The following is a 25,954-nucleotide window of genomic DNA, read 5'->3' as shown; positions in this document are numbered from 1 at the left end:
CGGCGATATCGCAAAGCGATTCATTCGTGAGCATGCTCCTTTAGGCGCACATGGATAATAGACTCGCTGTTTGCCTGCTGACACATAATGAGCCCTTCTTTAGTGAGCTCCAAAATAGCAATAAATGTTACAACCACTCCAGCGCGCCCTTCTTGCACACTAAAAAGCGCTGCAAATTCCACGTAGCCTTGAGCTTGTTGTAAATAACTCAAAATATCACTCATGCGTGCTCGCGTAGATAGCTGCTCAGGTGTTATGTGATGGTGCTCAAAACTCTTTGCGCGGGCCATGACATCACTTAAAGCCAACATCAAATCTTGCATAGATACATCAGGAAACAGAGGCGATGGCAATGCCTCTTCTTCTATGAGTGCATGAGCACTGAAGATATCACGCTCCATACGCGGAATTTCATCAAGATTTTCTGCCGCTTTTTTGAATTGCTCATACTCTTGTAGGCGTCGAATAAGTTCAGCGCGGGGGTCTTCCTCTTCTTCAAGCTCTTCATGAACAGGAAGCAATAAGCGTGATTTAATTTGTGCCAGCAGTGCAGCCATAACCAAATACTCGCCTGCTAACTCCAATTGAAATTCGCGCATCATTTCTACATATTTCATGTACTGTTCCGTGATACTGAATATCGACAGTTCCAATACATCAAGCTTGTGCTTTTTAATGAGGTATAAAAGTAAGTCCAAAGGCCCTTCAAAGGTCTCTAAAACGACCTCAAGAGCATCGGGTGGAATGTACAAATCTTCAGGCTTTTCGACCACAGCCTCGCCACGGATAAAAGCCAACGGAAGTTTTTGCTGCTGTGCAATTACGTGCTCTTTCATTGGAATGGACTAGGGTCGCCACAGCCTACACGTAATACTTCAATATCACCGTCAGACATGTCGATTACCGTCGTTGCTTGCTCGCTCAAATAACCACCATGAATAATCACATCTACGTGTTTTTCAAGCTGCATGCGAATATCGTCTGGGTCTGACTCCGTAAATTCTTGTCCCGGCAAAATCAGTGAGCAAGACATCATTGGCTCGCCTAACTCTTCAAGAATTGCCTGGCAAATAGGGTTGTCAGATACGCGGATCCCGATAGTCTTTTTCTTGTCATTGAGAACACGTCTAGGCACCTCTTTGGTCCCTTTGAAGATAAACGTATATGGCCCTGGCGTATTATTTTTAATGATACGAAACATTTGATTATCTACACGTGCATACGTAGCAAGCTCAGATAAATCTCGACACATCAAAGTGAAATTATGGTGTTTTTCAATACCGCGAATACGGGTAATACGCTCTTGCGCTTGTTTTTCTCCCAAGCCACAACCTATTGCATAGCCTGAATCTGTGGGGTATACGACAACACCACCTTGACGAATAATATCAACCGCTTGTTGAATTAATCGGCGCTGCGGATTTTCTGGATGAATGTGAAAAAATTGACTCATAACTGTCCTTATTTCTTATTATTCTACTTACCAGCGCTGCCATACGCCTTCACAATCTTTAGGCAAGTATAGGTTCTTTCCTAATTCTATGTAAGGTAAAGGAAAATGAAAATCAGACCCTTGTGAACACAACAACCCGTTTTCACGGGCAAGCTGACCTAAAAACTGCCTTTCTGATGGCGCTTGTTGAGTCTGTGCCACTTCCATAGCGTCGCCACCGAGTTCACTAAACTCACTGATCAACTTACGCAACCATTTATTCGACATTTTGTAACGGCTTGGGTGTGCCAACACAGCTTGTCCACCAGCGCTATGAATAGCTTCAATGGCAGTGTTCATATCGCACCACGTACTTGGCACATAACCAGTATTACCACGGCTCAGATATTTCTTAAACACGCTTTGTACGTTCTTTGCTGCTCCTTGCTCCACTAATATACGAGCAAAATGAGCGCGAGTCACCTGTGCCTCACCCGCCAATTTAAGTGCTCGCTCATGAGTAGAGTCAAACCCAGCTTTATCTAGCCGTTCGCCAATTTTAGCTGCGCGTTCACTGCGTTTTTGCTGCTGTTCAGACAATAACGCATTAAGCTGTGGCGCCTGAGTATCGACCATTAAACCGACTATGTGAATTTCAAAACTGTGCCAGCGAGTTGAAATTTCAACCCCAGCAACGAGTTCAAGTGCAAGCTCGAGTTCACTAATCGCTTGGCGCGCAGGCTCAATGCCCGCAGTGGTATCATGATCGGTCAGTGCTAAGACATCAACGCCTTTGTCTGCTGCGCGCTGAACAAGTTCGCTGACCGTCAGTTTGCCATCGGAAAAAGTACTGTGACTGTGTAAGTCATATTTTAGCACTGCACTACTCGGTAACTTGTAAGATAAAGAATTGCGCCAGTGTACCATTGATGCGGGTTTTAAGGGCAATAAACTTTTCTGAAATAAGGGGTTGACACATTTGTCACCGTAAGTTCTACTAGATGCCAGATTACATCGGTTTAAAGAAAACAAATGACGACTCACACTCTAATTCATATCACTTGGTGGTGGCACTGCACATAGCGGGTGGAATTAGTCGTGGCTGGCGCTACATAAACTGATAACAAACCCGCATTCGAAGCGGGTTTTTTTGTATTTAATTTTGGTGAAAATAATGAACATGACTCAGTCAACAAACAACATGATTATTTGGTGGTGGCACTCGATATAGCGGGTGGGCCTTATCATGGCTGAGCATTTTGCAACCCGCAGCTTACTCGATAAGTCTGCGGGTTTTTTTATAACTTTTATACTCAACATGGTGATAGTGAATATTTTCAACATGTTTAAGTGATTGATTATATGGGAATGAGGACCTTTTATGATTTTTAGTCACATTTCGACCACTGCGGGGCAAGTAACCAGCATTAGTCAGCGCCGGGACTATATACCCTCGGCACTGAGCCTGTTTGCAAAGCTCGACAATGCCAATACCTTGCTGTTGGAATCCGCAGAAGTCGACTCTAAAGAAAATCTCAAAAGCATCGTCTTAGTTGACGCTGCGCTGCGCATCGAATGTAACGGTGCCAAAGTCCAAGTCAAAGCATTGTCAAATAATGGCAGGCAATTACTTTCTTATCTACAAGTGCATATCGAATCTGCAAGCACACAGCTTGATGACGACACCCTAAGTGTCACGTACCAAACAGTCGATGGGGATCTTGATGAGTATGCCAAACTCAAAGCAGCCAACGCGTTTGATACTCTGCGCCAATGCGTCACACAAATCAGTAACAACACCGATAACCCATTTGCTATTTTCCTCGGTGGGGTGATGGGTTACGACATGGTGGCCAATGTTGAGACGTTGCCCTGTGTTCCAAGTAGAGAAAACACCTGCCCTGACTATGTTTTTTACCTTGCTGAGACCATGGTCGTTGTAGATCACCAAGCAAAAAGTACAGAAATTATTGGCAATGTGTTTAATGGCCCCCAAGTACATGCAAATTGCTTTGAAGTCGGGCAAAAGGTAGAGCGCCTAAATACTCTGTGCGACAGTTTAGATGACTATCCTGCCCCACCATCCAATCACACTGAGATGCAAGCGCGTGTTGATATCTCTGACGAGCAATTCATCAGCCAAGTAACAGCCTTAAAGCATCATATTATTGATGGCGACATCTTCCAAGTTGTCCCTTCTCGTACCTTTTCTCTTCCTTGCCCTAAGCCACTTGAAGCTTACGCCAAACTCAAAGAGCAAAACCCGAGTCCATATATGTTTTATATGCGAGATCAATCCTTTGACTTATTTGGCGCCTCTCCAGAGTCGGCATTGAAGTATTGTGCCCAAACCAACCAAGTTGAAGTCTATCCGATCGCGGGCACGCGCCCTCGCGGAAAGAATCCTGATGGTTCGCTCAACCTTGACTTAGACTCACGCATAGAGCTGGATTTGCGAAACGATACAAAAGAGCGCGCTGAGCACATTATGTTAGTGGATTTGGCTCGCAATGATGTGGCTCGCATCAGCAAGCCCGGTACACGTCACGTCAAAGAGTTACTTAAAGTCGACCGATATTCTCACGTCATGCATCTTGTATCCCGTGTTGTAGGCCAACTAAAAGATGATTTGGATGCTCTGCACGCGTACCAGGCTTGCATGAATATGGGTACCTTGGTCGGCGCCCCTAAAGTCAGTGCTGCTCGTTTAATTCGCGAGGTCGAGAATAAGCGTCGTGGTAGCTATGGTGGTGCAGTAGGTTATCTAACAGGCGATGGTTCGATGGACTCCTGTATTGTTATTCGCAGCGCGTTTGTCAAACAGGGCGTAGCTCACGTGCAAGCGGGCGCGGGCGTTGTTTTCGACTCAGACCCTCAAGCAGAAGCTGATGAAACACGCGCTAAAGCAGGTGCCGTACTTCGCGCCATTGCGACCAGCAATCCCCCCACCACCAATGAGCACTAGGAGTCCAAAGCATGAATTATAAGATTTACTTCTTAGATAACGTGGACTCATTCAGTTATAACTTGGTGGATGAATTCGCACAAATGAATCAAGAGCTTGTTGTTTATCGCAACACTGTCAGTGCCGAGAAAATTTTTGCGCGCATGTGTGCAGAGACACAACCTGTGGTTTTAGTTTTGTCTCCAGGGCCCGGTGCGCCAAAAGATGCAGGATGTTTAATGACCTTAATCGAGCTGTGTAAGGGGAAATTTCCAATGCTCGGCATTTGTCTTGGTCAACAAGCCCTGACCCAAGCCTATGGTGGCGTTGTCGGCCATGCCAATGAGACGGTGCATGGTAAGTCCTCAACAATTACGTTGGCAAAGCACCCAGCACTTGAAGGTTTTGGCGACAACATGGTGGTGGCGCGTTATCACTCACTGGTAGCAACTGAAGTGCCAGAGTGTATCCGGGTTATTGCTCAGTATCAGGGCATGCCCATGGCCATCTGTAACGACCAAGACAAGGTGCTGGGATACCAATTTCACCCTGAATCCATTTTAACCCCGCAAGGCTCTGAACTTTTAAAACAAAGCCTCGCGTTTTTGACGGCCAAGGAGTAAGTCATGGATGCACTCACAGACATACAAACCAAACTCTATCAGCAAAGTGATTTGAGCTTTGATGAAACTCACAGTCTATTCAATGACATCATGCAAGGGCGAGTAGATGATATTACCTTGGCATCATTACTTACGGCGTTAAAAATTAAAGGCGAAAGCGCTGAAGAAATTGCAGGCGCTGCAGCTGCCATGCGTGAAAATGCCACACCGTTCGTTACCAATGCAACTGATTTAGTTGATACCTGTGGCACAGGCGGCGATGGAGCCAATACCATCAATATTAGTACCACTGCTTCAATCGTTGCAGCAGCATGCGGCTTAAACGTCGTCAAGCACGGTAATCGCAGTGTCTCTAGCAACTCAGGCTCGTCTGACTTACTGCAACGTCTTGGTATTAACATTAACATGAGCCCAGAGTTGGCTGCGCATGTACTTGAGCAAACAGGTTTTACGTTTTTATTCGCTCCGCTTTATCACAGCGGTGTAAAGCATGCTATGGCAGTACGCACCACGTTGAAAACACGCACGGTGTTCAACATTCTTGGGCCGCTAGCCAACCCAGCCAAGCCCCAAGCTCAACTCTTAGGTGTGTACTCCCCTGCTTTGTGTTTGCCTATGGCCAAAACACTACAAAAGCTTGGCTGTGAACGGGCAATGGTAGTCCACGGCTGTGGTACAGATGAAATTGCCCTGCACGGTGATACCCACGTAGTCGAGCTCAAAGAGGGGCAATTGCAACAATACACCCTCAGCGCCGATGACTTTGGTCTTGCAAACTTTTCACTTGAAGCGCTCGCTGGCTCTGGTCCAGACTACAATGCTCAAGCTGCAACAGCGATTTTAAGCGGTCAAGGCTCTGCGGCTCACAACAGCGCTATTATTGCCAACGTAGCAGCACTTTTGGTGTTAAATAACAAAGCTGCAAACTTTAAAGAAGCAGCCCAACATGTCGCGCACATATTAAAAAGCGGTGTTGCCATGCAAACACTTAATGCCATCAAAGAGGTAAGTAATGGCTAATGTATTAGAAAAAATCGTCGCAGATAAACGCATTGAAGTTACAAAGCGCAAGGCTGAGCGCCCATTAGATGAATTTAAAGATGCGCTAACGCCTTCAACACGCGACTTTTACCACGCCCTTAAGGAAGGCCCAACGAGCTTTATCCTGGAGTGTAAAAAAGCCTCTCCATCTAAAGGCTTAATTCGCGACATATTCAATTTGCAGGAAATCACTTCAGTATATAAGCATTATGCCAGTTGCATTAGCGTGCTAACCGATGAGAAATACTTCCAAGGAAAATTCGAGTATTTGGCGCAAGTGAGAGATTTAGTTGAACAGCCTCTGATCTGTAAAGACTTTTTTATCGACCCTTATCAGGTATATCTTGCCCGTTACTATGGCGGCGACGCCATTTTGTTGATGTTGTCTGTACTAGATGATGAGACTTACAAGGAATTGTCAGCGCTTGCTCAGTCACTCAATATGGATGTGCTTACAGAAGTAAGTAACGAACAAGAGGTAGCTCGCGCTCTGGCGCTCGATGCGCAAATTATTGGCATTAATAATCGTAACTTGCGTGACTTAAGCACTGATTTAGCGACAACTGAACGCCTGCGTGCATTGATCCCACAAAATAAAGTGGTGATCTCTGAGTCGGGTATCTATACCCATCAGGATGTAAAACGTTTAAGTCCATTGTGCGATGGTTTCTTAGTGGGAAGCTCCATCATGGCGCAGCAGGATTTACAACTTGCCTGTCGCAGTCTCATCTTAGGCGATAACAAAGTATGCGGCTTGACGCGCGTACAAGATGCGCAAGCGGTTTACAGTGCAGGTGCAGTGTATGGTGGGCTTATTTTCTACCCTAAATCACCGCGCTATGTCGACTTGGATTGCGCGCGCGCGATTGTTGATAGCGCTGCTCTTAAATTTGTTGGTGTATTTGTCGATGCCCCCACTGAGCAAGTGAGTGAATATGCCGCAGTACTCAAACTTGCGGCGGTGCAACTGCATGGTAATGAAGATGCACAGTACATCAGTACATTACGCAATGCGCTGCCACTCACCTGCCAAATATGGAAAGCGCACGCTGTCGGCAGTGCGCTACCTGAGCGTATCCACGGTGCAGATAGAGTCCTGTATGATACCTACAGTAAGCACGCTAAGGGCGGTACAGGAGAGCAGTTCAATTGGCAATTACTCGCCAACGTTAATGCTCCTTTTATGCTCGCTGGCGGTTTGTCTGCAGACAACATTGTCGATGCGCGCGCCACAGCAGCGCAAGGTCTCGACTTAAACTCAGGTGTAGAGAGCGCACCGGGTAAAAAATGTAAGAATAAAATTGATGCTGCGTTTGCAGCAATACGGAATTATTGAGGTAGTTATGAAAAATCCAGCCTATTTCGGCGAATTTGGCGGCATGTTCGTTCCAGAATTATTAGTCCCTGCGCTCAAACAACTTGAAAGTGAATTCAACAAATCACAAAAAGATCCACAGTTCGAGACAGAGTTTCGCACATTACTTAACGAGTATGCCGGTCGTCCAACGCCGCTTACTCTTACCCGTAACTTGGTGAAAAACCCTAACGTTAAACTGTATCTAAAACGCGAAGACTTGCTGCACGGCGGCGCTCACAAAACCAATCAGGTATTGGGTCAAGCATTGCTCACCAAGCGTATGGGTAAAAAAGAAGTTATCGCAGAAACCGGTGCCGGACAGCATGGTGTTGCCACCGCATTAGCCTGTGCACTACTTGGTTTGAAATGCCGCATTTATATGGGCGCAAAAGACGTTGAGCGCCAACAGCCTAACGTATTTCGTATGCGCTTGATGGGTGCAGAAGTGATCCCTGTTACCGCTGGCTCAGGTACGTTGAAAGATGCAGTAAACGAAGCCCTTCGTGATTGGTCTGCCAACTACAAAACCGCGCATTATTTGCTTGGTACGGCTGCAGGTCCCCACCCATTCCCAACGGTGGTACGTGAATTCCAAAAAATGATTGGCGAAGAAGCGAAGCAACAAGTATTAAAGGCTGAAGGTCGTCTGCCAGACGCAGTCATCGCCTGTGTCGGTGGCGGTTCAAATGCCATCGGCATGTTTACTGACTTCATTGATGAGCCCAGTGTAAAGCTCATCGGCGTAGAGCCTGCGGGCAAAGGCCTTGATAGCGGAGAGCATGGGGCAACACTGTGCCGCGGCACCAAAGGTATTCTCCACGGTGCTTACACCTACATCATGCAAACACAGCAAGGCCAAATTGAGGAGTCTTATTCCGTTTCAGCTGGGTTAGACTACCCTGCTGTGGGGCCACAACACGCCCATTTACATGAGACAGGTCGCGCTCAATACGTCGGTATTACTGATGATGAGGCACTGGATGCCTTTAAAGCTTTGGCACGTAATGAAGGGATCATTCCAGCACTAGAATCAAGCCATGCCCTAGCGTATGCTCTGCAATATGCTGAGCAGCAAACAGAAGAAACGATACTTGTAGTCAATTTAAGTGGTCGTGGTGACAAAGACTTGGCCCACGTACACACAGTGCTAGCAGCGCGAGGAGATGAATAATGAGCCGCTACAATGCCATGTTCGCAGGTTTAAATGAAAAAGGTGAAGGCGCATTCGTCCCTTTTGTTACCATTGGCGACCCAGATAAAACGCAAAGCATCGAGATTATCAAAAGCCTCATTGATGGCGGCGCAGATGCACTTGAATTGGGCATTCCGTTTTCAGATCCAATCGCTGATGGCCCGGTAATTCAACAGGCCAACATTCGCGCTCTGCAAGCGAATGTCACCACCGATGATTGCTTCGACATCATCAAAACAATACGCCAGTACAACGCCGATATTCCTATTGGCTTGTTATTGTATTCGAACCTAGTGCTAGCAAAAGGCTTGGAACAATTTTACCAAAGTGCCAAAGACTCCGGCGTGGACTCAATTTTAGTAGCCGACGTACCGCTGCATGAATCAAAGATGTTCCGTCGCACCGCGATGAGTTGCGGTATCGAGCCTATCTTTATCGCTACTCCGAATGCCGATGATGACACGCTGCGCCAATGTGCTTCGTATGGACGTGGGTACACATACTTGCTTTCACGCGCTGGGGTTACAGGCACTGAAACCAAGGCACAAATGCCACCTGAGGAGATGATCACTCAGTTACGCGAGTATCACTCGGCCCCAGCTTTGCTTGGTTTTGGTATTAGCACACCAGAAGATGTTAAAAACGCGCTCGCAAGTGGCGCTGCTGGTGCGATTAGTGGCTCTGCTGTGGTAAAGATTATCGCCGAAAACCTAGGTGATATAGCGCGCACATGTGAACAATTGCGCACATTTTGCGAACACATGAAAGCGGCAACCAAAGCGTAGCATCACATCAATTTACCAAGTGGTCTTTGAGTGCTTTTGCGCACTTGAAGGCCACTTTATTTTGCCCGGCTATCTCAATTTGCTCACCCGTTTGTGGATTTCGGCCTAACTTGGCAGGGTGATAGCTCAATGAAAAGTTACCGAACTTTGGAATAAATACCGCATCGCCTTCATGCAATGACTGAGTTATCGCATCAAGCATAGCGCCCAGTGCCGAGGTACATTCTTTTTTGCTTAAACCACTGTGCGAATGCATCGCATCAATAAGCTGTTTTTTATTCACTTTTTACCCTATTGAAAACTACAAAGGCGCGCAGACTAAAAGTGCCAGGTGAAAATGTCAAACCAAATGCCGCATTGCCTTGAGCTTAGCGCCCGTAACTGGTAAAACATCTGCAACTTGCAGTAACGGAAAGCATTATGGCTACCTTAATTGAATACATCCCCTTAATATTATTTTTTGCAGTTTATAAATTGGTCGACATTTACTGGGCAACCGCAGTGTTGGTGGTGGCCAGTGGTATTCAAATTGCTTATGCCTATTTCAAAGAAGGCAGTGTAGCGAAGCGTCATTGGATCTTTTTTGCTATTGCGTTAGTCCTTGGCACAATGACCATCTTGTTTCGTGATGAGCACTTTATTCAATGGAAAGCAACCTTCATCTACGCCCTACTCGCGCTTGCTCTGCTGGTATCGCGTTTTGTCTTTAAGAAAAACTTGGTGCAGAAGGCATTAGTTGGCCTGTTGGAGTCTGTGTCTGAAAAACAAGGGGATAACACTGCTGATACTGTCGAGGTACCGGCGAAAATATGGGAGCAGTTGAACACATTTTGGGTGATCTTATTTGCCTTTATTGCCGCGTTGAATATTTATGTGGCTTACAATTTCTCACTGGACTTTTGGGTGAACTTTAAAGTATTTGGCCTCATTGGTATCACCTTTATCGCCATTATTTTCACCATCGTACGTATCTATCCTTACTTCCCTGAAGAAGAGTCATAAGATTGCCTTAAACCCTTGTTACACTCGCCACTTTGGAGGTGTAACAAGGGGCTTAAATCTTGAGTAATTTCCAATACCGTTGGTTTGAGTTAATCTGCCTGTTTATCGCGTTACCCCTTGTTGGCTTTTCGCTCAGAGCATACTTACATAATTGGCTTATTCCTGCGCTTATTACCCTCACTGCCATTTGCTGCATAACCCTACTTAAAGACCCACAGTTTAAACGTTTTAGGCTCATATCTTTTGGCCAATTCGCAATTGTTAAACGGCGCATAGCGATGTTTTTTCTTATCGGTGCGCTTGTATCGGGTGTCTTGTATAGCATTGTTAACCAAGGTAACTGGTTCAATTATCCACTAGAATCGCCAAGTGCATGGTTAAAGCTACTCATTCTCTACCCACTTCTTTCGGTCTTGCCACAAGAGCTCATTTTTCGTACTTATTTCTTTCATCGCTACAAGTACATTATTCCAAATAAAGGTGCTCGGGTGTGGCTCAGCGCTTGCGTATTCGCACTCGCTCACTGTGTATATAACAATGTTATTGCGGTATTGATAGCGTTTCTAGGTGGGCTGTTATTCGCCTATACCTATGCACAATCACGCTCAACATTTGTCTGCGTGTTAGAGCACAGTCTGTGGGGATTATGGATGTTTACACTGGGTGTGGGAAGCTACTTAGATTCGGGAGCCTTGTAGGCTCCCGACATACGCCATTTAGATATTGAAAATGCTAAATGCAAAGAACTTCGTTGCCACCGTATTGACGAAAATGATCAATAGGATTGCAGGAATGAAGGTTGATAGTGAGAAGTTTACATACTTTTCCATAAAGCTTCCCGCATAACTATCACAGCCTTGGGACAACTCTTCGGTCAATTTTGCTTTCTTCCAGCGATACATGACAAATAAACACACCATCAAACCATTCAAAGGCAAGATTGTGTCGTAGAATACGTCATACACCACATCAAAGAAGCTCTTATCCGCACCGCCATAGTTAACAAAGCTTGTTAACCAGTCGACCATTCCAAACGAGACCGTGCACGCGACGGTTAAAATACCTATCGTGCCCGATAATACTAACAACGCTTTTTTACGGCTGTAGCACTTCTCTTCAATAAGCGTTGCGGTAGGTACTTCAACAATCGATACCAGTGATGTGATAGCTGCAAAAAATACCAGCAAGAAGAATACGAACGCAACAACAGACGCACCTAAGAAGCCAATATCTGTTTGTAGTGCTAACAAGATTTTTGGTAGATAAACGAAGATCATCGACACCGATGATTCGGATAACTGGTTTGGATCAGTGTCTGGGTTGAAGCTGAAAATAGCTGGCAACACCATCAAACCCGCAGTAAATGCGACCAACGAGTCGGTGATGGCAACCATCTTAGCACCACTGACAATGTCATCTTTTTTCGAGATGTACGAGGCATAAGTCATTAAGATACCCATACCCAATGACAAAGAGAAAAACGCCTGCGATAACGCGCCATTCACAACACCTGCATTCATCTTAGAGAAATCAGGCACAATGTAATAGCTCACACCGGCCATCGCGTTATCTAACGTCAGTACGTAGATAACAAGACCGATCAGCAAAACGAATAGCGCCGGCATCAAGAACTTTGCGGCCTTTTCAATCCCCTCTTTGACACCACCGACCAAAATTAGGTTAACAATAATCGCCACGACAACCATATAGCCAAAAATACTGTATTCGTTAATAAAGCGGCCAAAGTTACCTGGGTCGGCAAGTGCATCAAGGTTGCCCATCGCTGTTTGCGCTAGATAACCAAAAATCCACACGGTAATCACCATGTAAAACACGGCAATCATAAACGGTGTAAGCACTGCCAGCGCACCGGCGATACTCCATTTAGAAGAATTATTGGAAAGTGACTTGTATGAGCCATAAGGATCTTTTTGTGCATGACGACCCATAGCCATCTCCGCCATCATTACCGGAAGGCAGATAAAGGCGACAAATAAAGCGTATACAAGCAAAAACGCACCACCACCATTTTTGGTAGCAGAGACTGGAAAGCCAACGAGGTTACCGATACCCACTGCAGAACCTGCAGCGGCTAGAATAAAGCCCAAGCGCGAGCTAAAGTGTTCACGTTTCCCTGTCATAGAAAACCCTTGTTATTATTTTAAGCAAGACTCTACGGTGTTAAAGCTGGGTTTTCAAGCCCCGCGCGGTGATAGGCATAGCCATGACTGTTACGATCACTTGCCAATGCAATGCGACTACGCCACCCCAGCCCTCTTGCACACCTTAAATAACGGTAAAAATACCATCAAATACAAGATTGTATGAGCAGCTGGGTATTTGAGGATAATTCGCCCAGCGTTCATCGAATAAAATTTACAAGCACCAGCATTGCTGGCTATGATAAGCGTATTGCATACCTACCGTATGGTTTTTTTAATGTTGTATATGATTTACTCAACAGACGTTGAAAACTCTTTAGAGAAACGTCTTAAGGCTCGCCCAAGTCACCTTGCCCGACTAGAACAACTTGATAAGGAAGGTCGTCTTTTTGTCGCAGGCCCATTACCTGCCATAGACAGTGACAACCCGGGGGAAGCCGGTTTTACTGGCTCTTTGGTTATAGCTGAGTTTGAGTCGCTGCAAGATGCGCGTGAGTGGGCCGCAAATGACCCTTACATCAGTGCAGGCGTGTACGAGAACTCAATTGTAAAACCATATAAAAAAGTGCTACCTGCTTAAAGTTCAGTAAACGTTAAGTGGTTTTTTGTATGCTGTTAGCATGTCACTGCCCATACCGTAAGCGCGCCTCGCTTACCATGCATTTACCGGGAGCTTCTTAAATTATGTTTAGAATTATCACAGCACTATTTATGTCACTTGCTCTGTGTATACCGAATGCGTATTCCCAAGACAGCAAAGCGATAGACAAGAAGCAGGCAGTGGCCATTGCCAAGCAAAAAGAAGACGGTAAAGTGCTAAAGATTACAGAACAAAAGGACACGTTCATTGTTCGGATCCTAAAGCCCAAAGGTAGGGTCATCGATATCATTGTCTCCAAACACACAGGGCAAGTTGAGAAGGAAAAATTTTAATGCGAATTCTAGTCATCGAAGACGATCAACATTTAGCAGACAACCTGCGCAGTGCTCTAGAAAAAGAGCGTTATAGCGTTGATTTATGCCACGACGGTGAAGCTGGCCTATTCCACATCTGCGAGTATCCGTTAGATATGGCTGTAGTCGACTTAGGCTTACCAAAAATCGACGGCATCGAACTTATCAAACAAGCGCGTAAGAACGGCGTTGAAATTCCAATTTTAATTTTGACTGCGCGGGATCGTTGGCAAGACAAAGTTGAAGGTTTGGACGCGGGTGCCGACGATTATCTGACTAAACCTTTCCATGTTGAAGAACTAATCGCACGCTGTAACGCACTCATTCGTCGCAGTGCCGGTCAGGCTAACCCGGAGATCACTAATGGTCCTATTTGCATTCATACTCGTTCACAGCGTGTATGGGTCGACGATAGAGAGCTGAACCTAACAGCTTATGAATACAAGGTGTTAGAGTACTTGATGGTCAACCCACAAAAAGTTATTTCCAAGTCTGAACTTACCGAGCACATTTATGATCAAGACTTCGATTTAGACTCCAACGTGATCGAAGTATTCGTCTTGCGCTTGCGTAAGAAGCTCGACCCTGAAGGCACACTAAACCCTGTTGAGACCCTGCGTGGTCGAGGATACAGGTTGCGTTCACAGTGGTAGGAAATCAAGTTTCACTGAAAATAAGGCAAGGATTCATCCTTGTCTTTTTATTGATTGTGGCCATGCCGATTTTGTTCGTCTCAATCGGCAATGCCTATCGCGCCTCTCTCATTGAAGCCACACAAAAAACCCTCGAAGCACACCTGTATTCGATCATCTCCGAAGTCGAGTACACAGAGCAAGGTGTGCAAATGCCACGCAGCATTCTAGCCCCTGAACTCAATCGTGTTACATCTGATACCTACGCGATGATTTACAGTAACAACGAACAGGTGTGGCACAGTGAGTCAGCACTGAATGTCGATTTCAAGCCAGATTTATTCAACACAGAAACTGGCACATCAGATTTTCGAATGGTGACATTTAAAGGGCGAAAATATTGGCAATTATCGCTCACAGGTATTCTCTCAAGCCTAGATGAAACCATAGAAGCACGCTTTATCGTGGTCAAAAGCAATGAAGGTATCTTACGCCTTATGGAAGGCTTTAAAGAAACCTCCATTAATTGGATGCTTATCATGGGGGTTGTGATCACCGCCTTGATGATTATCGGTTTCTTTTGGAGCTCACGACCACTGCACAGGCTTGATAAAGAAATAAAAGCCATAGAAAGCGGTGACAGTACGCGCATCAAAGGCAGCTACCCCATTGAATTACAAACAATTAAAGCTGACCTAAACCTGCTTTTAGACTCACAGCAGCGCCAGAAAGAGCGTTATCGCGCTTCATTGAGCGATCTTGCCCACGCGCTTAAAACTCCCCTTGCGGTGCTCAAATCAAGTCCCTTGGCACAAGATAGCGATGCCCAAGAGCAACTCGACAGAATTAATGTGATGATCGAGCACCAATTGAAGCGCGCGGCAACCGGAGCGTCAGATACGTGGAAAAAGCAAACCTTGATTAAGCCCGTGGCGGAGTCCATTTTTAATGCCATGAGCAAAGTGTATCGTGACAAAAACATTGAGTTCAGTATCGACGTCAATGACAAACACTTTTTCTTAGGCGATAAAACCGATTTAATGGAGTTACTAGGCAACCTCATTGATAACGCTTGCAAAGCCTGTGATGGCCACGTGGCGCTAACAGTAAAACAAGTTAAAAAGCGCCTCACACTCACCATCGATGACAATGGCCCAGGCGTACCAAAAGAAAAACGTGAGCTATTATTACAGCGTGGTACACGTTTAGACAGTTATGAAAGTGGTCATGGCGTTGGTATGGCTATTGTTGCTGACCTCGTAAACGGTTATCACGGTATGCTGACCATCTCGGACAGCCCCTTAGGCGGCGCTCGCTTTGAATTAGAATTCGATTATCAAGAAACGACATAACATAATGAATTATAAGCATATTACTTTAAAAACACTCTTTGCGGTTGGTGCTTTGTGCACCACATCACTCGTTGTTGCAGCAAACAAGGCCGAGCCAGAGTGTGTCCATGCTGACACCACCCCTCAAGGTAACCGTAGTTATACGCAGTGTTTAGACAAACAACTTGATGCCAAAAAGAGACAGTGGCAGGCGTGGCAAAATAAACGTCAGTTAGAGCTCGAAGGCTATGCGAAAAGCTCTGGGATAACCCAACCACTCGACATTTACCTACGCGCAGAAAAGACATACAAGCATTATGTTGAGGACAGTTGTCGCTGGCGCTATTTGCGTGTCATGCCAAACGCGGTAGCCGCAGCCATCGCATATAAAAAATGCGAACTGCGACTAATAGAGCAACGTATTGAGGCGTACCAAGTACCTTTGGATTAAGCGTGTTGATTGTCGTTTGGCGGTTCAACATCGCTACTAAGTAGGGTTGCAAGCCAGCGACCCTCCTCACTTTCTTCTAAGGCGATTTTTACCACCATGGTCAGCGGCACTGACAACAGCATCCCTACACTGCCAAGCAACCACCCCCAGAAAATCAAGGATAAGAAAACGACTAACGCAGAAAGCCCCAACCCCTTACCCATGTAACGTGGCTCTACCACATTTCCCATCACCATATTGATAATCATATAGCCACTGCCTACAAGCAATGCACTAAGTGGGCTTAACGTGATTAAAGCCAGCAGCACCGCAGGAATCGCGGCAATGATAGAGCCAATATTCGGAATATAATTGAGCATAAAGGCCACCACACCCCACAGCACAAAATAGTCAACGCCGATGACCCACAACAACAAGGTTACCAAGGCACCGGTTAATAAACTGATCACTGTTTTTATCGCCAAGTAGGAATTGATGGATTCGATAAAGCGGTCAATTTGCTTCATTTTCATATCCGGATCATTGAGCGCCAAGTGCACTTTTTTGCTGATACTTGGGCCCTCAAACAGCATGAACACCACTGTCACGATAATTAAAAACAGGTTTGCCATCACGGCGCCGAACCCGGCAAGCATACTGGTTGCCACATTTATCAACTTGCCAGGGTCAAAGGTAGACATGATCTGCTCTTTATCTAAGAAGATGTTGTAATTGGCAAGCAAATTAACCAGCCACGCAAACTCACGCTTTAATTGCTCTTCATAGCGCGGTAATTGGTTTGAGAAGTCATTCACTGATTGGCCAACTAATCCTGCCAAACTGAGGATCAATCCAAATACCAACAGAATGACCATGATGATGGCTACTCCTTTTGGAATTCGATATCGACCGAGTGCATTAATCAGTGGGCTACAGATAATGGCAATAAAGACCGAGAGAATAAACGGGACCACTAAAGGGGTCGCAATTTTCACGCCAGCGAGCACAATTACGAGCGATGCCATAACGATAAGACTTTTGCTTGCTCCTACAAAGCTTGCCATGGTGCATTCCTTTTTTATAGTTATGGACCCAGTTTAGGTGAGTTAACTTTGAAAATAAACCATTGATTAAGCGTTTAAAATGATCCCTCACTAAACAAATTCGTATGAAATGTCCTAAACTTTCCTAGATAACCCATAAATAATATGTCCAGCATGAATATCTTCATCACCGGTGCTACAGGATTAATCGGCACTGAGCTGTATAAACATTTACTCAACCACCACAGCGTAACGGTGCTCACGAGAAACCCGACCAAAGCGTACCTTAAGCTGGGCCATCGCATTGAAGCTGTAAGTGACTTAGAGGAAGTGGATTTCAATAACATCGACGTGGTGATCAACTTGGCCGGAGAGCCTATCGTCAATAAACGCTGGAGCAAAGCCCAAAAAATCAGGTTATATAACTCCCGTGTCACACTGACAAAAGACATCGCAAAGCGCATCAACGCAGCCCAAACCAAACCCAAAGTGATGATTTCAGGCAGTGCCATTGGTTATTACGGCCGCCAAGCACCAGAGACAATTATCAATGAAGAGTATGAGCGCTGTTATGACGAATTCAGCCATACTCTATGCAAAGACTGGGAGCAAGCGGCGCTTGAGGCCGACACCCGAGTATGCCTACTGCGCACTGGCATCGTATTATCTAACTGCGGTGGCGCACTACAAAAAATGCTTCCTGCATTTCGCTTTGGCCTTGGAGGCCCCATTGCCGATGGTCAGCAAATGATGTCATGGATCCACATTGATGACATGGTGCAGATCATTATCCACTTAATGAAAGAGCCGACTCTCCGTGGCCCCATAAACGCGACCGCGCCAAATCCAGTAAATAATGAAGAGTTTTCAAAGACATTGGCACAAGTCCTTAGGCGCCCTGCATTCTTTAGAATGCCTGAGGCAGTTATGCGTTTACTCATGGGCGAAATGGCTGATTTGCTCTTGTATGGACAAAGTGTTTACCCCAAACGAATGCTCAGTGAGGGTTTTCGATTTCGCCATCCAGAGTTAAAACCCGCGCTGGAGCAACTTTTAAATCACCACTGATATCAAAAAAAACACCGCCTTTTGGCGGTGTTTTAATAATTGTGTGCTGGTTACATCAGCTTGCGCAGCAAACCGCTGGTATTTTTATTTAACGTGCGCGCTATCATCGCATAACCAAGCACAGCGACGAATACTGCACCAGCGACAGGCCCTACGAACCAAATGTCAGGATGGAATTTTCCGGGCAGTTCAAACAGCTGCCTTTGCACTACAAACAGTGCCACATCACTGATAAGGGCCGCAACTACACCTGCCACCAAGCCCAATAACAAAAACTCGTATAAGGTGGCATGACGAATGAGTTTCCCACGCGCGCCGAGTGTGCGCAGAATAACAACCTCTTGCATGCGCTCTCCCAAACTGGCTTGAACCTGCGAAATAAGCACTAATGCGCCGCACACAACAACGATTGCCAATACAAAGCCAATGGCAAGAGAGACCTGCTCAATAGTCGAGCGTATTTGATCAACAAAGTTATCAACGTCAATCGCGGTAATGGTTGGATACTGGCGCAACAACGACGTGAACGCCTTATTTTGATCATCATCAATCCTCGCAGCGGCGATATACGTGGCTGGGAAGTTTTCAAGCAAGTCAGGGCTTAGAATCATAAAAAAGTTTGGCTTCAGCGTAGACCAGTTCACCTCGCGGAAACTGGTCACCTCAGCTTCAAAAGTCTGCGAGCCAATCATAAAGCCAATGGTATCGCCAAGTTTGATATCAAGACGCTCCGCCATTGATTCTTCGATTGATACCTCGCCTTTGCTGTTATCACCAAACCACTGCCCTTTACTGAGCACATTATGGCTTGGCATCTCACTCACCCATGTAAGATTGAGCTCACGACCAACGCCAGAGCGAGCTTCTTCATCCTTTTTCTCGTTATCTTCCATGGACACCTCACGGGCGACCATTTCCCCATTAATGGCGTTCACTCGACCACGAATTGTTGGATAAAAACGCGAAACTTCAATGCCCTCAGAGGCGAGGTAGTCAGAAACTGGTTGTTTTTCTGCCTCGGTAATGTTCACCAAAAAGGCATTGGGAGCATCCGCAGGAAGCTGCGATTGCCAGTCGTTGATCATGTCATTTTTAAGAACAATCAAGAACAACAAGAGCTTTATTGCCAGTGCAAAGCTGATCAGCTGCACAGCATTGGCATTGGCACGTTTTTGAATAGACGCTATTGCCAATGACCAGCTATTTCCTGGACTCAGACCAAGCTTACGGCCCGTACCAAAGATCACTTTAGAGAGCGCAAACAATACCAATACAACGAGTGCCGAAGACGCAAATAATATCAGCGTAATCACGATTTTGCCGCTAAATAGCCACATCAATGCAAACACCGTCAGCGCCGACAGTGTCAGATGTATTTTACTAACCACTAAGCGGTCGCCCAAGTTACGACGCAATACGCGCAGAGGTGGAATATCGAATAAATCTAGCAGCGGCTTAATCGAGAACATCACCGCACACACCACACCAATAAACACAGCACTTAGCCATGGGCGCAGCGATGCCGGTGGTAACATGACATCCATGTTAGTTGCCATATAGTTGCCCGCTAGATGTTGCAGGGTATAACCCACAGCCAAACCCATTAGCAGTGAAAAACCGCACACCAAGGCCAAATGCAATAAATAGATACTACGGATTTGCGAGCGCGCGCCTCCTAAGGTCTTCATCATGGCCACAGGGTCGTATTGGCGTTCACAGTAACGCTTAGCGGATACTGCAATGGCGACCGCAGCCAAAATAATACCGAGCAAACCTGCCAGTAGTAAGAAACGTTCCGAACGCTCTAAGGAGTTTGAGATTGGCGACTGTCTGTCCTTTACACCATACCAGCGCTGATTTTCGGCCATTTCAGGCTTAAGCCACTCATAAAAGGCGTCAATTTGTTGCGAGTCACCAGCGTACAACTGGCGATAAAACACCCTACTACCGGGCTGAATGACTTGGGTTTTTGCAATATCGGCCTCGTTGAGTAACACACGGCGGCTACCGGAGAAAATGTTAAATGGCGCATCAGGTTCTTCGCTTAAGATATAACTGACGGTAAACGTTGCTGCGCCAAGCTCGACTGTGTCACCTACATTCAAATCCAATGAATACATAACAGACTCATTGAGCCAGATATTATCTGGTTGAGGAATACCTTGCGCTACTTGTTCTGGCGCATCAAAGTCTGACTTAATGAGCACGTCACCTTTGAGCGGATAACCTGCTGATGCGGCCTTTATTGCAGCCAGTTGCATTCTGTCGCCCGCAAATAACATGGTATCAAAGAACGTAAGTCGAGCCGTTTGCAATCCCATGCTCTGAGCCTGTGTAAGGTAGTCATCAGGCAACGCATGATTACTAGCCAACGCCCTATCAGCTGCAATAAATGCATTGGATTTTTGTAAAATCGCCTGACCGATGCGGTCAGTCACCGAAGACAGTGTGAGTACGGTCATCACAGCCAGTGCAATAGCGGCACAAATAACCGTAAGTTCGCCGCGGCGTAGTTCACGCCAAAACAATCTAAATGCTAACTTAGCCCACATTCGCGTGCTCCTGCGACGTTTGCTCTTCATCTTCACTGCCCGACGACTCTGCGTCTTGTGGCTCACGTAATTGCGTAAGCTCACCGCCTTCTATGTGTAGAATTCTATCGCAGCGATGCGCGAGGGCCTCATCATGTGTTACCAGCACTAACGTGGTGCCCTGCTCTTTATTTAGCTCAAATAGCAACTCTTCAATGAGCTTGCCGTTTTTGCTATCTAAGTTTGCTGAGGGTTCATCCGCAAATAGGATTTTTGGCGTACCAACAAATGCGCGGGCGATGGCTACACGTTGTTGTTCACCACCAGATAACTGCGATGGATAATGCTCTACACGATGGCTAAGGCCTACTTTTTCCAAAAGATCTAATGCCTGTTGTTTGGCATCTTTTTGATTGGCAAGCTCTGCAGGTAACATCACGTTCTCAAGCGCACTGAGGCTTTGCACCAGCATGAAAGATTGAAATACAAAACCTACTTTTTGAGCGCGAAGCGCTGCTCGACCTTCTTCATCAAGCGCTTCAAGTGCGTCACCATCAAGTATGATGCTGCCAGTTGTTGCTCTGTCCAACCCAGCCAGTAAACTGAGCAAGGTTGATTTTCCTGAACCTGAAGCGCCAACAATGGCTACTGACTCACCCTGCTTGACATTAAAGCTGATGTCACTGAGGATCGTTAAGTCGCCGTCAAGCGTATTAACGGACTTAGTTAATTCTTTGACTTGAATAATGTTTAATTGAGATAACGCTGACATATGAATGCTTTAATCCTACGTTCTTTTTTCGTCTTAGTACTTGTCACTAAACCATTTATGGTTTGGGCTGACAACCAAATCCTTATACTTGGAGATAGCTTAAGCGCAGCTTATGGGTTAAAACAACACCAAGGTTGGGTGCAATTGTTACAAGATACGTACGAAGAGCAAAAAAAGCCCATAAAATTAATCAATGCGAGCATTAGCGGCGAAACCACAGGCGGAGCATTGCGCCGCTTAGACGCCATACTGGCAGAGCACAATCCAACTCATGTGCTGATTGAGCTCGGTGGTAATGATGGCTTGCGCGGCTTTCCCGTAACTAAAATGCAAGAAAACCTCAGCGCGTTGATAACTAAAAGTCGCGCTGCAGGCGCTGACGTCGCGATGATGAAAATTCGCATTCCGCCCAATTATGGCCCGCGCTACACACAAATGTTCGAGCAAAGTTTTGAGCACGTTGCACAACAGGACAATGCGTACTTGATGGAATTTTTCGTTGAAAAGGTGGCTACAGATGGCATGCTGATGCAAAACGATAACATCCACCCCAATGCGGATGCCCAACCTGTATTGCGCGACATTATGAAAGAAGAAATAAGCAACTGGCTCGCCAGTGGCAAAGAAGCATCTTTAAACTAAATCGGCAAACGCGCTGTTTTACGGCGCTTTTTTTGTATCGGTTAGGAAATATTCTCAATGTGAATATTTTATAGGCAAACAGTTTGAGCCTCTCTTGCAATTAGGGATTTTTTGCGTAGTATGGCAATCGAAGTCGGCATATAGCGCAGCTTGGTAGCGCACTGTCATGGGGTGTCAGGGGTCGCAGGTTCAAATCCTGCTATGCCGACCATCTTTTCTCACCCTCACAGCCAAATCATGGCGCGTTTAAAACTCAATACAACCAATCTAATCATGCTCAGCTCATTGGCTCTGTTGTGCTAATGCTATCCCCCACTTTTTCAGCAAATCATTGTATTCTTCTGTTGTTTGATACGCTTTAAATTGTTCGTTAAAGGCGGTTTTTAGTGCCGGATCTTTGATCAGCATGCCGTATTTAGTGGGTGGAAAAATCTCATGTATCGCCACATCTAATTGAAAGGATCGATTGAAGAAGTTAAAAATATTGATGTCCATAACAAGCAGATCGGCTTTGTTCTTTTCTAAAAACGATAACTGGTTCTTCTGCTCTGCTATCTCAATATACTTATTTCCTTTGTGAACCGCTTTGGCAAATTGCGGGCCCAAAATGGTGTCGGCATTTTGGAAAGTGGCGATAGAGTACTCAGACAAATCCCCCATTTGTGCTAATTTTATGTTCCGATTTCGCAATGACACTGCAACGTTTTGATAGGTGATATACGTATCAGATATGTATGGTGAATCAGCGTAGTTAACCACACTGGCAGTAGTTACAGCATCAACATTGGGGAGCTCCAACATCTTCGCTGTACGACCAAAAGGCGCTGTAATAAACTCAACTTCATAATCTAACCTATTGAAAATATTACTGATGAGTTCAACTTCAAAGCCAATATCACCGTCATTGATACTATAAGGTGGTTTATCAAGACCAATAACCACCGAAATGCTCTGCTTGGAATAGGCATACGGGGAAAGAGAGAAAATTGATAACATCACAACAACTAAAAATTTTAACATCGCGGTCTTATTAGCCTCGTAGCATCTCACAACAGTGTAGTATAAATATTCGCCAAATCCATCTGGTAAGTATAGACAACATATTGTTTACTGGCGCTTTTATTGTAATTAAAACACGCTTTGTTGGTAAATCTTATTGATATTCAATTTTGCTCCAAGTTTTGCGCCTATCAAGAATAAACCGCCTAATTTACGGTGTACGAACAGTGCATCAACAGGCGGGGCGTGCCAGTGCTGTGACTGAGTACTCATAGCTAGACCCAGCTCTTTAATGCGTTTAGGCAAATCACTATTAGCGAAGTCGTACTCACCGTCGAAACGCAGTGGCTCACAGGCCAGCATAAATATATCCACCACATTATCTATGTAAGCCTGTGCTAAACCCTCTTCAAAGTAACCGATGTGTTTGGCAGCATCTGCGACTGCTTGCTTGTCGTTATCGATTGCTGCTGCGAGCAATCGTTTGTACCCCTCGCTAATATGTGGAGGTAGCTCACGAGTCGCGCCAAAGTCTAATAGCACCAAGCGTTGTTCATCGCATTGATACCGATAGTTGGCAAAGTTTGGATCTGTCTGAACGAGTTTAAAGATAAATAACTCTCTTAAAAACAGTGTAATGAGCTGCTCTAATGCTTTGTTCTTTAGCTCTTGGCTGGCATTTGCAAGGGTGTCGATGTCTTGGCCCTCTACAAATGTCATTGCTAGCAATTCTTTACTACACAGAGGTGCTATGACATCAGGTGTACAGTAGTTTTCATCACCACGTAGATGGTCGCTGTAACGTGCTAAATATTGCGCTTCTAGGTTGTAATCAGCTTCGTTGAGTAATTGCGTTTTAGCCTCGTTTATTAACGGGCCGATATCAACGTTCTTTGGTAATAACCCGCTCAACCGTAACAAATACGCTAGGTTGTCAACGTCACTGGCTATGCCTTTAGCAATTCCAGGGTACTGAACTTTTATCGCCAACTTTTGCCCTGACTCTGTATATGCGCGGTGCACTTGACCAATCGACGCTGCTGCAAAGGGTCTAAGCTCAAAATTGGCGAGGTTATCGAGCCAGTTATCTCCCCATAACTTACGCATGGTTGCAGTGAGTTGCTTGTGTGGCATAGGCGTGGCATCAGAGCGCAAGCGAGCAAGTACAGCTGCAAGCTCTGGTGATAACAGCTCACCACTGTCCATCGATAACAATTGCCCTAGCTTCATCGCCGCACCACGCAAGTGAGCCAGTTGATTGGCGAAACTTTCCATATTTTTTGCATTAAGCAACAGTTCTTGACGCGACTTATGCTGCCCCGACGCTATCGACTTAGCACCGCCCAGCAGCATGTTACCTGCCACCTTAGAGGCGAGTAACCCAAAGCGGGCAGCCCTTCCAACACGAGAGGTGGGCACTGATTTTTGCTTTTGCATGGTTCAATCCGTTTTGACATCGTGTCTAAATCTACGCGTGTGCAATGATTTACGATCCCTGTGCAGTGTTGTTGCACTGATGCAACATTGAACTTATAAAACAATCCACACACTTTAAGCACCAACCTTGCTAGTGTATGAGACGAAATTTATCGCCACCAAGGAATACATATGCGTTGTCTAACTCGTTATCTAATACTAATCATGTCACTATGCTGTGGCGCTAGTTGGGCATTTGAAATGCCCACCGAAGACAAAATTAATAAACAAGCCATTACGCTTTTATTCGCTGATTACATGGGCCATTACAATGCCTATTTACGCGGCGAAAAGCTCGAAGGCATCACGCAGATGTACACACCCACGGTCATGCTCATGTCCTCAAGCAACATTCCTCAAAGCATAGATAATGAACGCTTTACTGCGCAGGTTGCTTTGTTTTTAGATAACTTAAAAAGCCAAGGGGTGACGTCTGTACATTGGCAGCAAGTTAATATCCGGTTGCTAGATAACAACATCGCTGTTGCCACCAATTTGGCTGTTCGCTACGGCGACAATGGCGCTATATTTAACAAAGTGGGTGCAACCTACTTGCTATACAAAACAGATGACCATTGGCGTATTGCTAGTTTTGCAGTCCATGAGCATACTGGGGTACAAACCCTCTAACAAACCACGTAATTTATTATGGAAGACTGGGATGCCTATCGGCTCATATTAGCGATTCACCGGGGCAAAACACTGCGTAACGCCGCAAAATTAATGACGGTAAACCACAGCACAATTGCGCGGCGTCTGGCGCAACTTAATCACAGTTATGGTTATCCAGTGATAGAGTCAACGCCTGTTGGTTATACACTGACAAAAGCAGGTGTTGAACTATTACAAACCGCGCAACAGCTTGAGACGCTTATTGTAGCTCAGCAAAGTGCACAGCGAGCGCAACTTATTGATCACAGTGGTAACATTACAGTTTCTATACCACCAGCTATTGCGCAGTATCTCTTGTTAGATGAATTTTCTGCATTTACAGTGCGCTATCCAAACATTAGTTTATCGCTGCAATGCAGTTACAACATAGTTGATATTGATAACTACGAAGCCGATATCGTCATTCGTGTTGCCAATAAACCCAGCGAACATTTAGTGGGTCATTGTGCAGGCGCTGTGTACGTCAATTACTATGCAAACCAACACTATTTCGAGAACACATCACCTGACAACTATACATGGATTGTGAGGTCAGCAGATGTAAAAGAGCAGACATGGATTAAGCACAGCCCCTACCCTTGTGCACCTGCAGGCATTGTTATTGATGATTTACATGTTCGTCATGATGCCGCTAACCGCGGTTTAGGTTTGCTTTACGGAGCGTGTTATATCGCTGGCCAAATGGACAACCTAATTGAGGTAGGCAACCAAGAGGCACATGAATTTGCGCCGATTTGGGTGCTGACGCATCCCACTCTCATTGAAGTGCCAAGAATCAAACTACTGATGACAGAGTTATATACAGCAATAACTCGCCATCGAGACACTCTGATGGGGAAAACCGCGCTGAAGCGAACATAAAGGCT

General features: G+C 45.6%; 27 protein-coding genes and 1 tRNA gene. 18 read left to right on the top strand and 10 right to left on the bottom strand.

Going from position 1 to position 25,954, the window contains the following annotated elements; genetic code table 11:
* Positions 1 to 20: 20 nt before the first annotated feature.
* Genes AAEU32_RS04280 through rnm form a run of 3 tightly spaced genes read right to left on the bottom strand, consistent with a single transcriptional unit; the run spans position 21 to position 2,311 of the window.
* The gene (locus AAEU32_RS04280; RefSeq protein WP_421969285.1) at positions 21 to 836 is read right to left on the bottom strand and encodes a segregation and condensation protein A; all 816 of its coding nucleotides are present in this window, start codon (positions 834 to 836) and stop codon (positions 21 to 23) included.
* On the bottom strand, positions 833 to 1,453 hold the full coding sequence (locus AAEU32_RS04275) for an L-threonylcarbamoyladenylate synthase (RefSeq protein WP_421969284.1): 621 nt from the start codon (positions 1,451 to 1,453) through the stop codon (positions 833 to 835). Before AAEU32_RS04275 ends, AAEU32_RS04280 begins: the two co-directional genes overlap by 4 nt.
* Positions 1,454 to 1,480: 27 nt before the next feature.
* A complete protein-coding gene (rnm, locus tag AAEU32_RS04270; RefSeq protein WP_421969283.1) occupies positions 1,481 to 2,311 on the bottom strand; it encodes an RNase RNM in 831 nt (276 codons plus the stop codon).
* Between the two features lie 502 nt (positions 2,312 to 2,813).
* Between rnm and AAEU32_RS04265 the strand changes: the two genes are divergently transcribed.
* The 6 genes from AAEU32_RS04265 to trpA are packed head-to-tail and all read left to right on the top strand — an operon-like array spanning position 2,814 to position 9,374.
* Complete coding sequence (locus AAEU32_RS04265) at positions 2,814 to 4,397, top strand: anthranilate synthase component 1 (RefSeq protein WP_421969282.1); 1,584 nt, start codon at positions 2,814 to 2,816, stop codon at positions 4,395 to 4,397.
* A gap of 11 nt (positions 4,398 to 4,408) precedes the next feature.
* Positions 4,409 to 4,999 carry an aminodeoxychorismate/anthranilate synthase component II gene (locus AAEU32_RS04260; protein ID WP_421969281.1) on the top strand — a complete coding sequence of 197 codons (591 nt, stop codon included), beginning with the start codon at positions 4,409 to 4,411 and terminating at the stop codon, positions 4,997 to 4,999.
* Positions 5,000 to 5,002: 3 nt separating this feature from the next.
* On the top strand, positions 5,003 to 6,019 hold the full coding sequence (gene trpD / locus AAEU32_RS04255; protein WP_421969280.1) for an anthranilate phosphoribosyltransferase: 1,017 nt from the start codon (positions 5,003 to 5,005) through the stop codon (positions 6,017 to 6,019).
* The gene (gene trpCF, locus AAEU32_RS04250; protein ID WP_421969279.1) at positions 6,012 to 7,376 is read left to right on the top strand and encodes a bifunctional indole-3-glycerol-phosphate synthase TrpC/phosphoribosylanthranilate isomerase TrpF; all 1,365 of its coding nucleotides are present in this window, start codon (positions 6,012 to 6,014) and stop codon (positions 7,374 to 7,376) included. The genes trpD and trpCF overlap by 8 nt, the downstream gene beginning before the upstream one ends.
* Positions 7,377 to 7,383: 7 nt before the next feature.
* Entirely contained in the window at positions 7,384 to 8,568 is a 1,185-nt protein-coding gene (gene trpB / locus AAEU32_RS04245) for a tryptophan synthase subunit beta (RefSeq protein ID WP_421969278.1), read from the top strand.
* A complete protein-coding gene (gene trpA, locus AAEU32_RS04240; RefSeq protein ID WP_421969277.1) occupies positions 8,568 to 9,374 on the top strand; it encodes a tryptophan synthase subunit alpha in 807 nt (268 codons plus the stop codon). The genes trpB and trpA overlap by 1 nt, the downstream gene beginning before the upstream one ends.
* A 7-nt stretch (positions 9,375 to 9,381) precedes the next feature.
* On the opposite strand, the gene AAEU32_RS04235 is transcribed toward trpA, so the two are convergent.
* Positions 9,382 to 9,657 (bottom strand): HU family DNA-binding protein, encoded by a 276-nt coding sequence (locus AAEU32_RS04235; protein ID WP_421969276.1) that lies wholly within the window; start codon positions 9,655 to 9,657, stop codon positions 9,382 to 9,384.
* A 137-nt stretch (positions 9,658 to 9,794) separates the two neighbouring features.
* On the opposite strand from AAEU32_RS04235, the gene AAEU32_RS04230 reads away from it, so the two are divergent.
* Together AAEU32_RS04230 and AAEU32_RS04225 are read left to right on the top strand one after the other, a co-directional pair.
* Positions 9,795 to 10,376, top strand: a complete 582-nt coding sequence (locus tag AAEU32_RS04230; protein ID WP_421969275.1) for an inner membrane-spanning protein YciB — start codon at positions 9,795 to 9,797, stop codon at positions 10,374 to 10,376.
* Positions 10,377 to 10,435: 59 nt separating this feature from the next.
* Positions 10,436 to 11,074, top strand: coding sequence for a CPBP family intramembrane glutamic endopeptidase (locus AAEU32_RS04225; protein WP_421969274.1), 639 nt, complete (start codon positions 10,436 to 10,438; stop codon positions 11,072 to 11,074).
* An 18-nt stretch (positions 11,075 to 11,092) separates the two neighbouring features.
* On the opposite strand, the gene AAEU32_RS04220 is transcribed toward AAEU32_RS04225, so the two are convergent.
* Positions 11,093 to 12,517 carry a sodium-dependent transporter gene (locus tag AAEU32_RS04220; RefSeq protein ID WP_421969273.1) on the bottom strand — a complete coding sequence of 475 codons (1,425 nt, stop codon included), beginning with the start codon at positions 12,515 to 12,517 and terminating at the stop codon, positions 11,093 to 11,095.
* A gap of 298 nt (positions 12,518 to 12,815) precedes the next feature.
* Here AAEU32_RS04220 and AAEU32_RS04215 point away from each other — a divergent pair, with 298 nt between their 5' ends.
* From AAEU32_RS04215 to AAEU32_RS04195, 5 genes are all read left to right on the top strand, one after another.
* On the top strand, positions 12,816 to 13,118 hold the full coding sequence (locus AAEU32_RS04215) for a YciI family protein (protein WP_421969272.1): 303 nt from the start codon (positions 12,816 to 12,818) through the stop codon (positions 13,116 to 13,118).
* 104 nt (positions 13,119 to 13,222) lie between these two features.
* Positions 13,223 to 13,471 carry a PepSY domain-containing protein gene (locus tag AAEU32_RS04210; protein ID WP_421969271.1) on the top strand — a complete coding sequence of 83 codons (249 nt, stop codon included), beginning with the start codon at positions 13,223 to 13,225 and terminating at the stop codon, positions 13,469 to 13,471.
* Positions 13,471 to 14,145, top strand: coding sequence for a response regulator transcription factor (locus tag AAEU32_RS04205; RefSeq protein ID WP_421969270.1), 675 nt, complete (start codon positions 13,471 to 13,473; stop codon positions 14,143 to 14,145). The genes AAEU32_RS04210 and AAEU32_RS04205 overlap by 1 nt, the downstream gene beginning before the upstream one ends.
* The gene (locus tag AAEU32_RS04200) at positions 14,139 to 15,476 is read left to right on the top strand and encodes an ATP-binding protein (RefSeq protein ID WP_421969269.1); all 1,338 of its coding nucleotides are present in this window, start codon (positions 14,139 to 14,141) and stop codon (positions 15,474 to 15,476) included. The genes AAEU32_RS04205 and AAEU32_RS04200 overlap by 7 nt, the downstream gene beginning before the upstream one ends.
* 4 nt (positions 15,477 to 15,480) lie before the next feature.
* Positions 15,481 to 15,906, top strand: a complete 426-nt coding sequence (locus AAEU32_RS04195) for a hypothetical protein (RefSeq protein WP_421969268.1) — start codon at positions 15,481 to 15,483, stop codon at positions 15,904 to 15,906.
* On the opposite strand, the gene AAEU32_RS04190 is transcribed toward AAEU32_RS04195, so the two are convergent.
* Entirely contained in the window at positions 15,903 to 16,949 is a 1,047-nt protein-coding gene (locus AAEU32_RS04190) for an AI-2E family transporter (protein WP_421969267.1), read from the bottom strand. The two genes, AAEU32_RS04195 and AAEU32_RS04190, sit on opposite strands and share 4 nt — an antisense overlap.
* Before the next feature lie 153 nt (positions 16,950 to 17,102).
* Here AAEU32_RS04190 and AAEU32_RS04185 point away from each other — a divergent pair, with 153 nt between their 5' ends.
* Positions 17,103 to 17,996 (top strand): TIGR01777 family oxidoreductase, encoded by an 894-nt coding sequence (locus tag AAEU32_RS04185; RefSeq protein ID WP_421969266.1) that lies wholly within the window; start codon positions 17,103 to 17,105, stop codon positions 17,994 to 17,996.
* 50 nt (positions 17,997 to 18,046) lie between these two features.
* Here the strand turns inward: AAEU32_RS04185 and AAEU32_RS04180 are convergent, their stop codons facing one another.
* Positions 18,047 to 20,548, bottom strand: coding sequence for an ABC transporter permease (locus tag AAEU32_RS04180; RefSeq protein ID WP_421969265.1), 2,502 nt, complete (start codon positions 20,546 to 20,548; stop codon positions 18,047 to 18,049).
* Positions 20,538 to 21,299, bottom strand: a complete 762-nt coding sequence (locus tag AAEU32_RS04175) for an ABC transporter ATP-binding protein (protein ID WP_421969264.1) — start codon at positions 21,297 to 21,299, stop codon at positions 20,538 to 20,540. The genes AAEU32_RS04180 and AAEU32_RS04175 overlap by 11 nt, the downstream gene beginning before the upstream one ends.
* Between AAEU32_RS04175 and AAEU32_RS04170 the strand changes: the two genes are divergently transcribed.
* Together AAEU32_RS04170 and AAEU32_RS04165 are read left to right on the top strand one after the other, a co-directional pair.
* A complete protein-coding gene (locus AAEU32_RS04170; RefSeq protein WP_421969263.1) occupies positions 21,300 to 21,941 on the top strand; it encodes an arylesterase in 642 nt (213 codons plus the stop codon).
* A gap of 134 nt (positions 21,942 to 22,075) precedes the next feature.
* A tRNA-Pro gene (locus tag AAEU32_RS04165) sits at positions 22,076 to 22,152 on the top strand.
* A gap of 71 nt (positions 22,153 to 22,223) precedes the next feature.
* Here the strand turns inward: AAEU32_RS04165 and AAEU32_RS04160 are convergent.
* Positions 22,224 to 22,961, bottom strand: a complete 738-nt coding sequence (locus tag AAEU32_RS04160; protein ID WP_421969262.1) for a substrate-binding periplasmic protein — start codon at positions 22,959 to 22,961, stop codon at positions 22,224 to 22,226.
* A gap of 108 nt (positions 22,962 to 23,069) precedes the next feature.
* Complete coding sequence (locus AAEU32_RS04155; RefSeq protein WP_421969261.1) at positions 23,070 to 24,377, bottom strand: ABC1 kinase family protein; 1,308 nt, start codon at positions 24,375 to 24,377, stop codon at positions 23,070 to 23,072.
* A 171-nt stretch (positions 24,378 to 24,548) separates the two neighbouring features.
* Between AAEU32_RS04155 and AAEU32_RS04150 the strand changes: the two genes are divergently transcribed.
* Positions 24,549 to 25,046, top strand: a complete 498-nt coding sequence (locus tag AAEU32_RS04150) for a DUF6841 family protein (RefSeq protein WP_421969260.1) — start codon at positions 24,549 to 24,551, stop codon at positions 25,044 to 25,046.
* 18 nt (positions 25,047 to 25,064) lie between these two features.
* Positions 25,065 to 25,949: a LysR family transcriptional regulator gene (locus tag AAEU32_RS04145; protein WP_421969259.1), complete on the top strand. Its 885-nt coding sequence runs from the start codon at positions 25,065 to 25,067 to the stop codon at positions 25,947 to 25,949.
* Positions 25,950 to 25,954: the final 5 nt, after the last annotated feature.

Source organism: Pseudoalteromonas maris (genome assembly GCF_049257235.1).
Classification (GTDB): Bacteria; Pseudomonadota; Gammaproteobacteria; order Enterobacterales; family Alteromonadaceae; genus Pseudoalteromonas.
The sequence above is the reverse complement of the archived record's forward strand: the minus strand, read 5'-3'. Positions and strand labels throughout refer to the sequence as shown.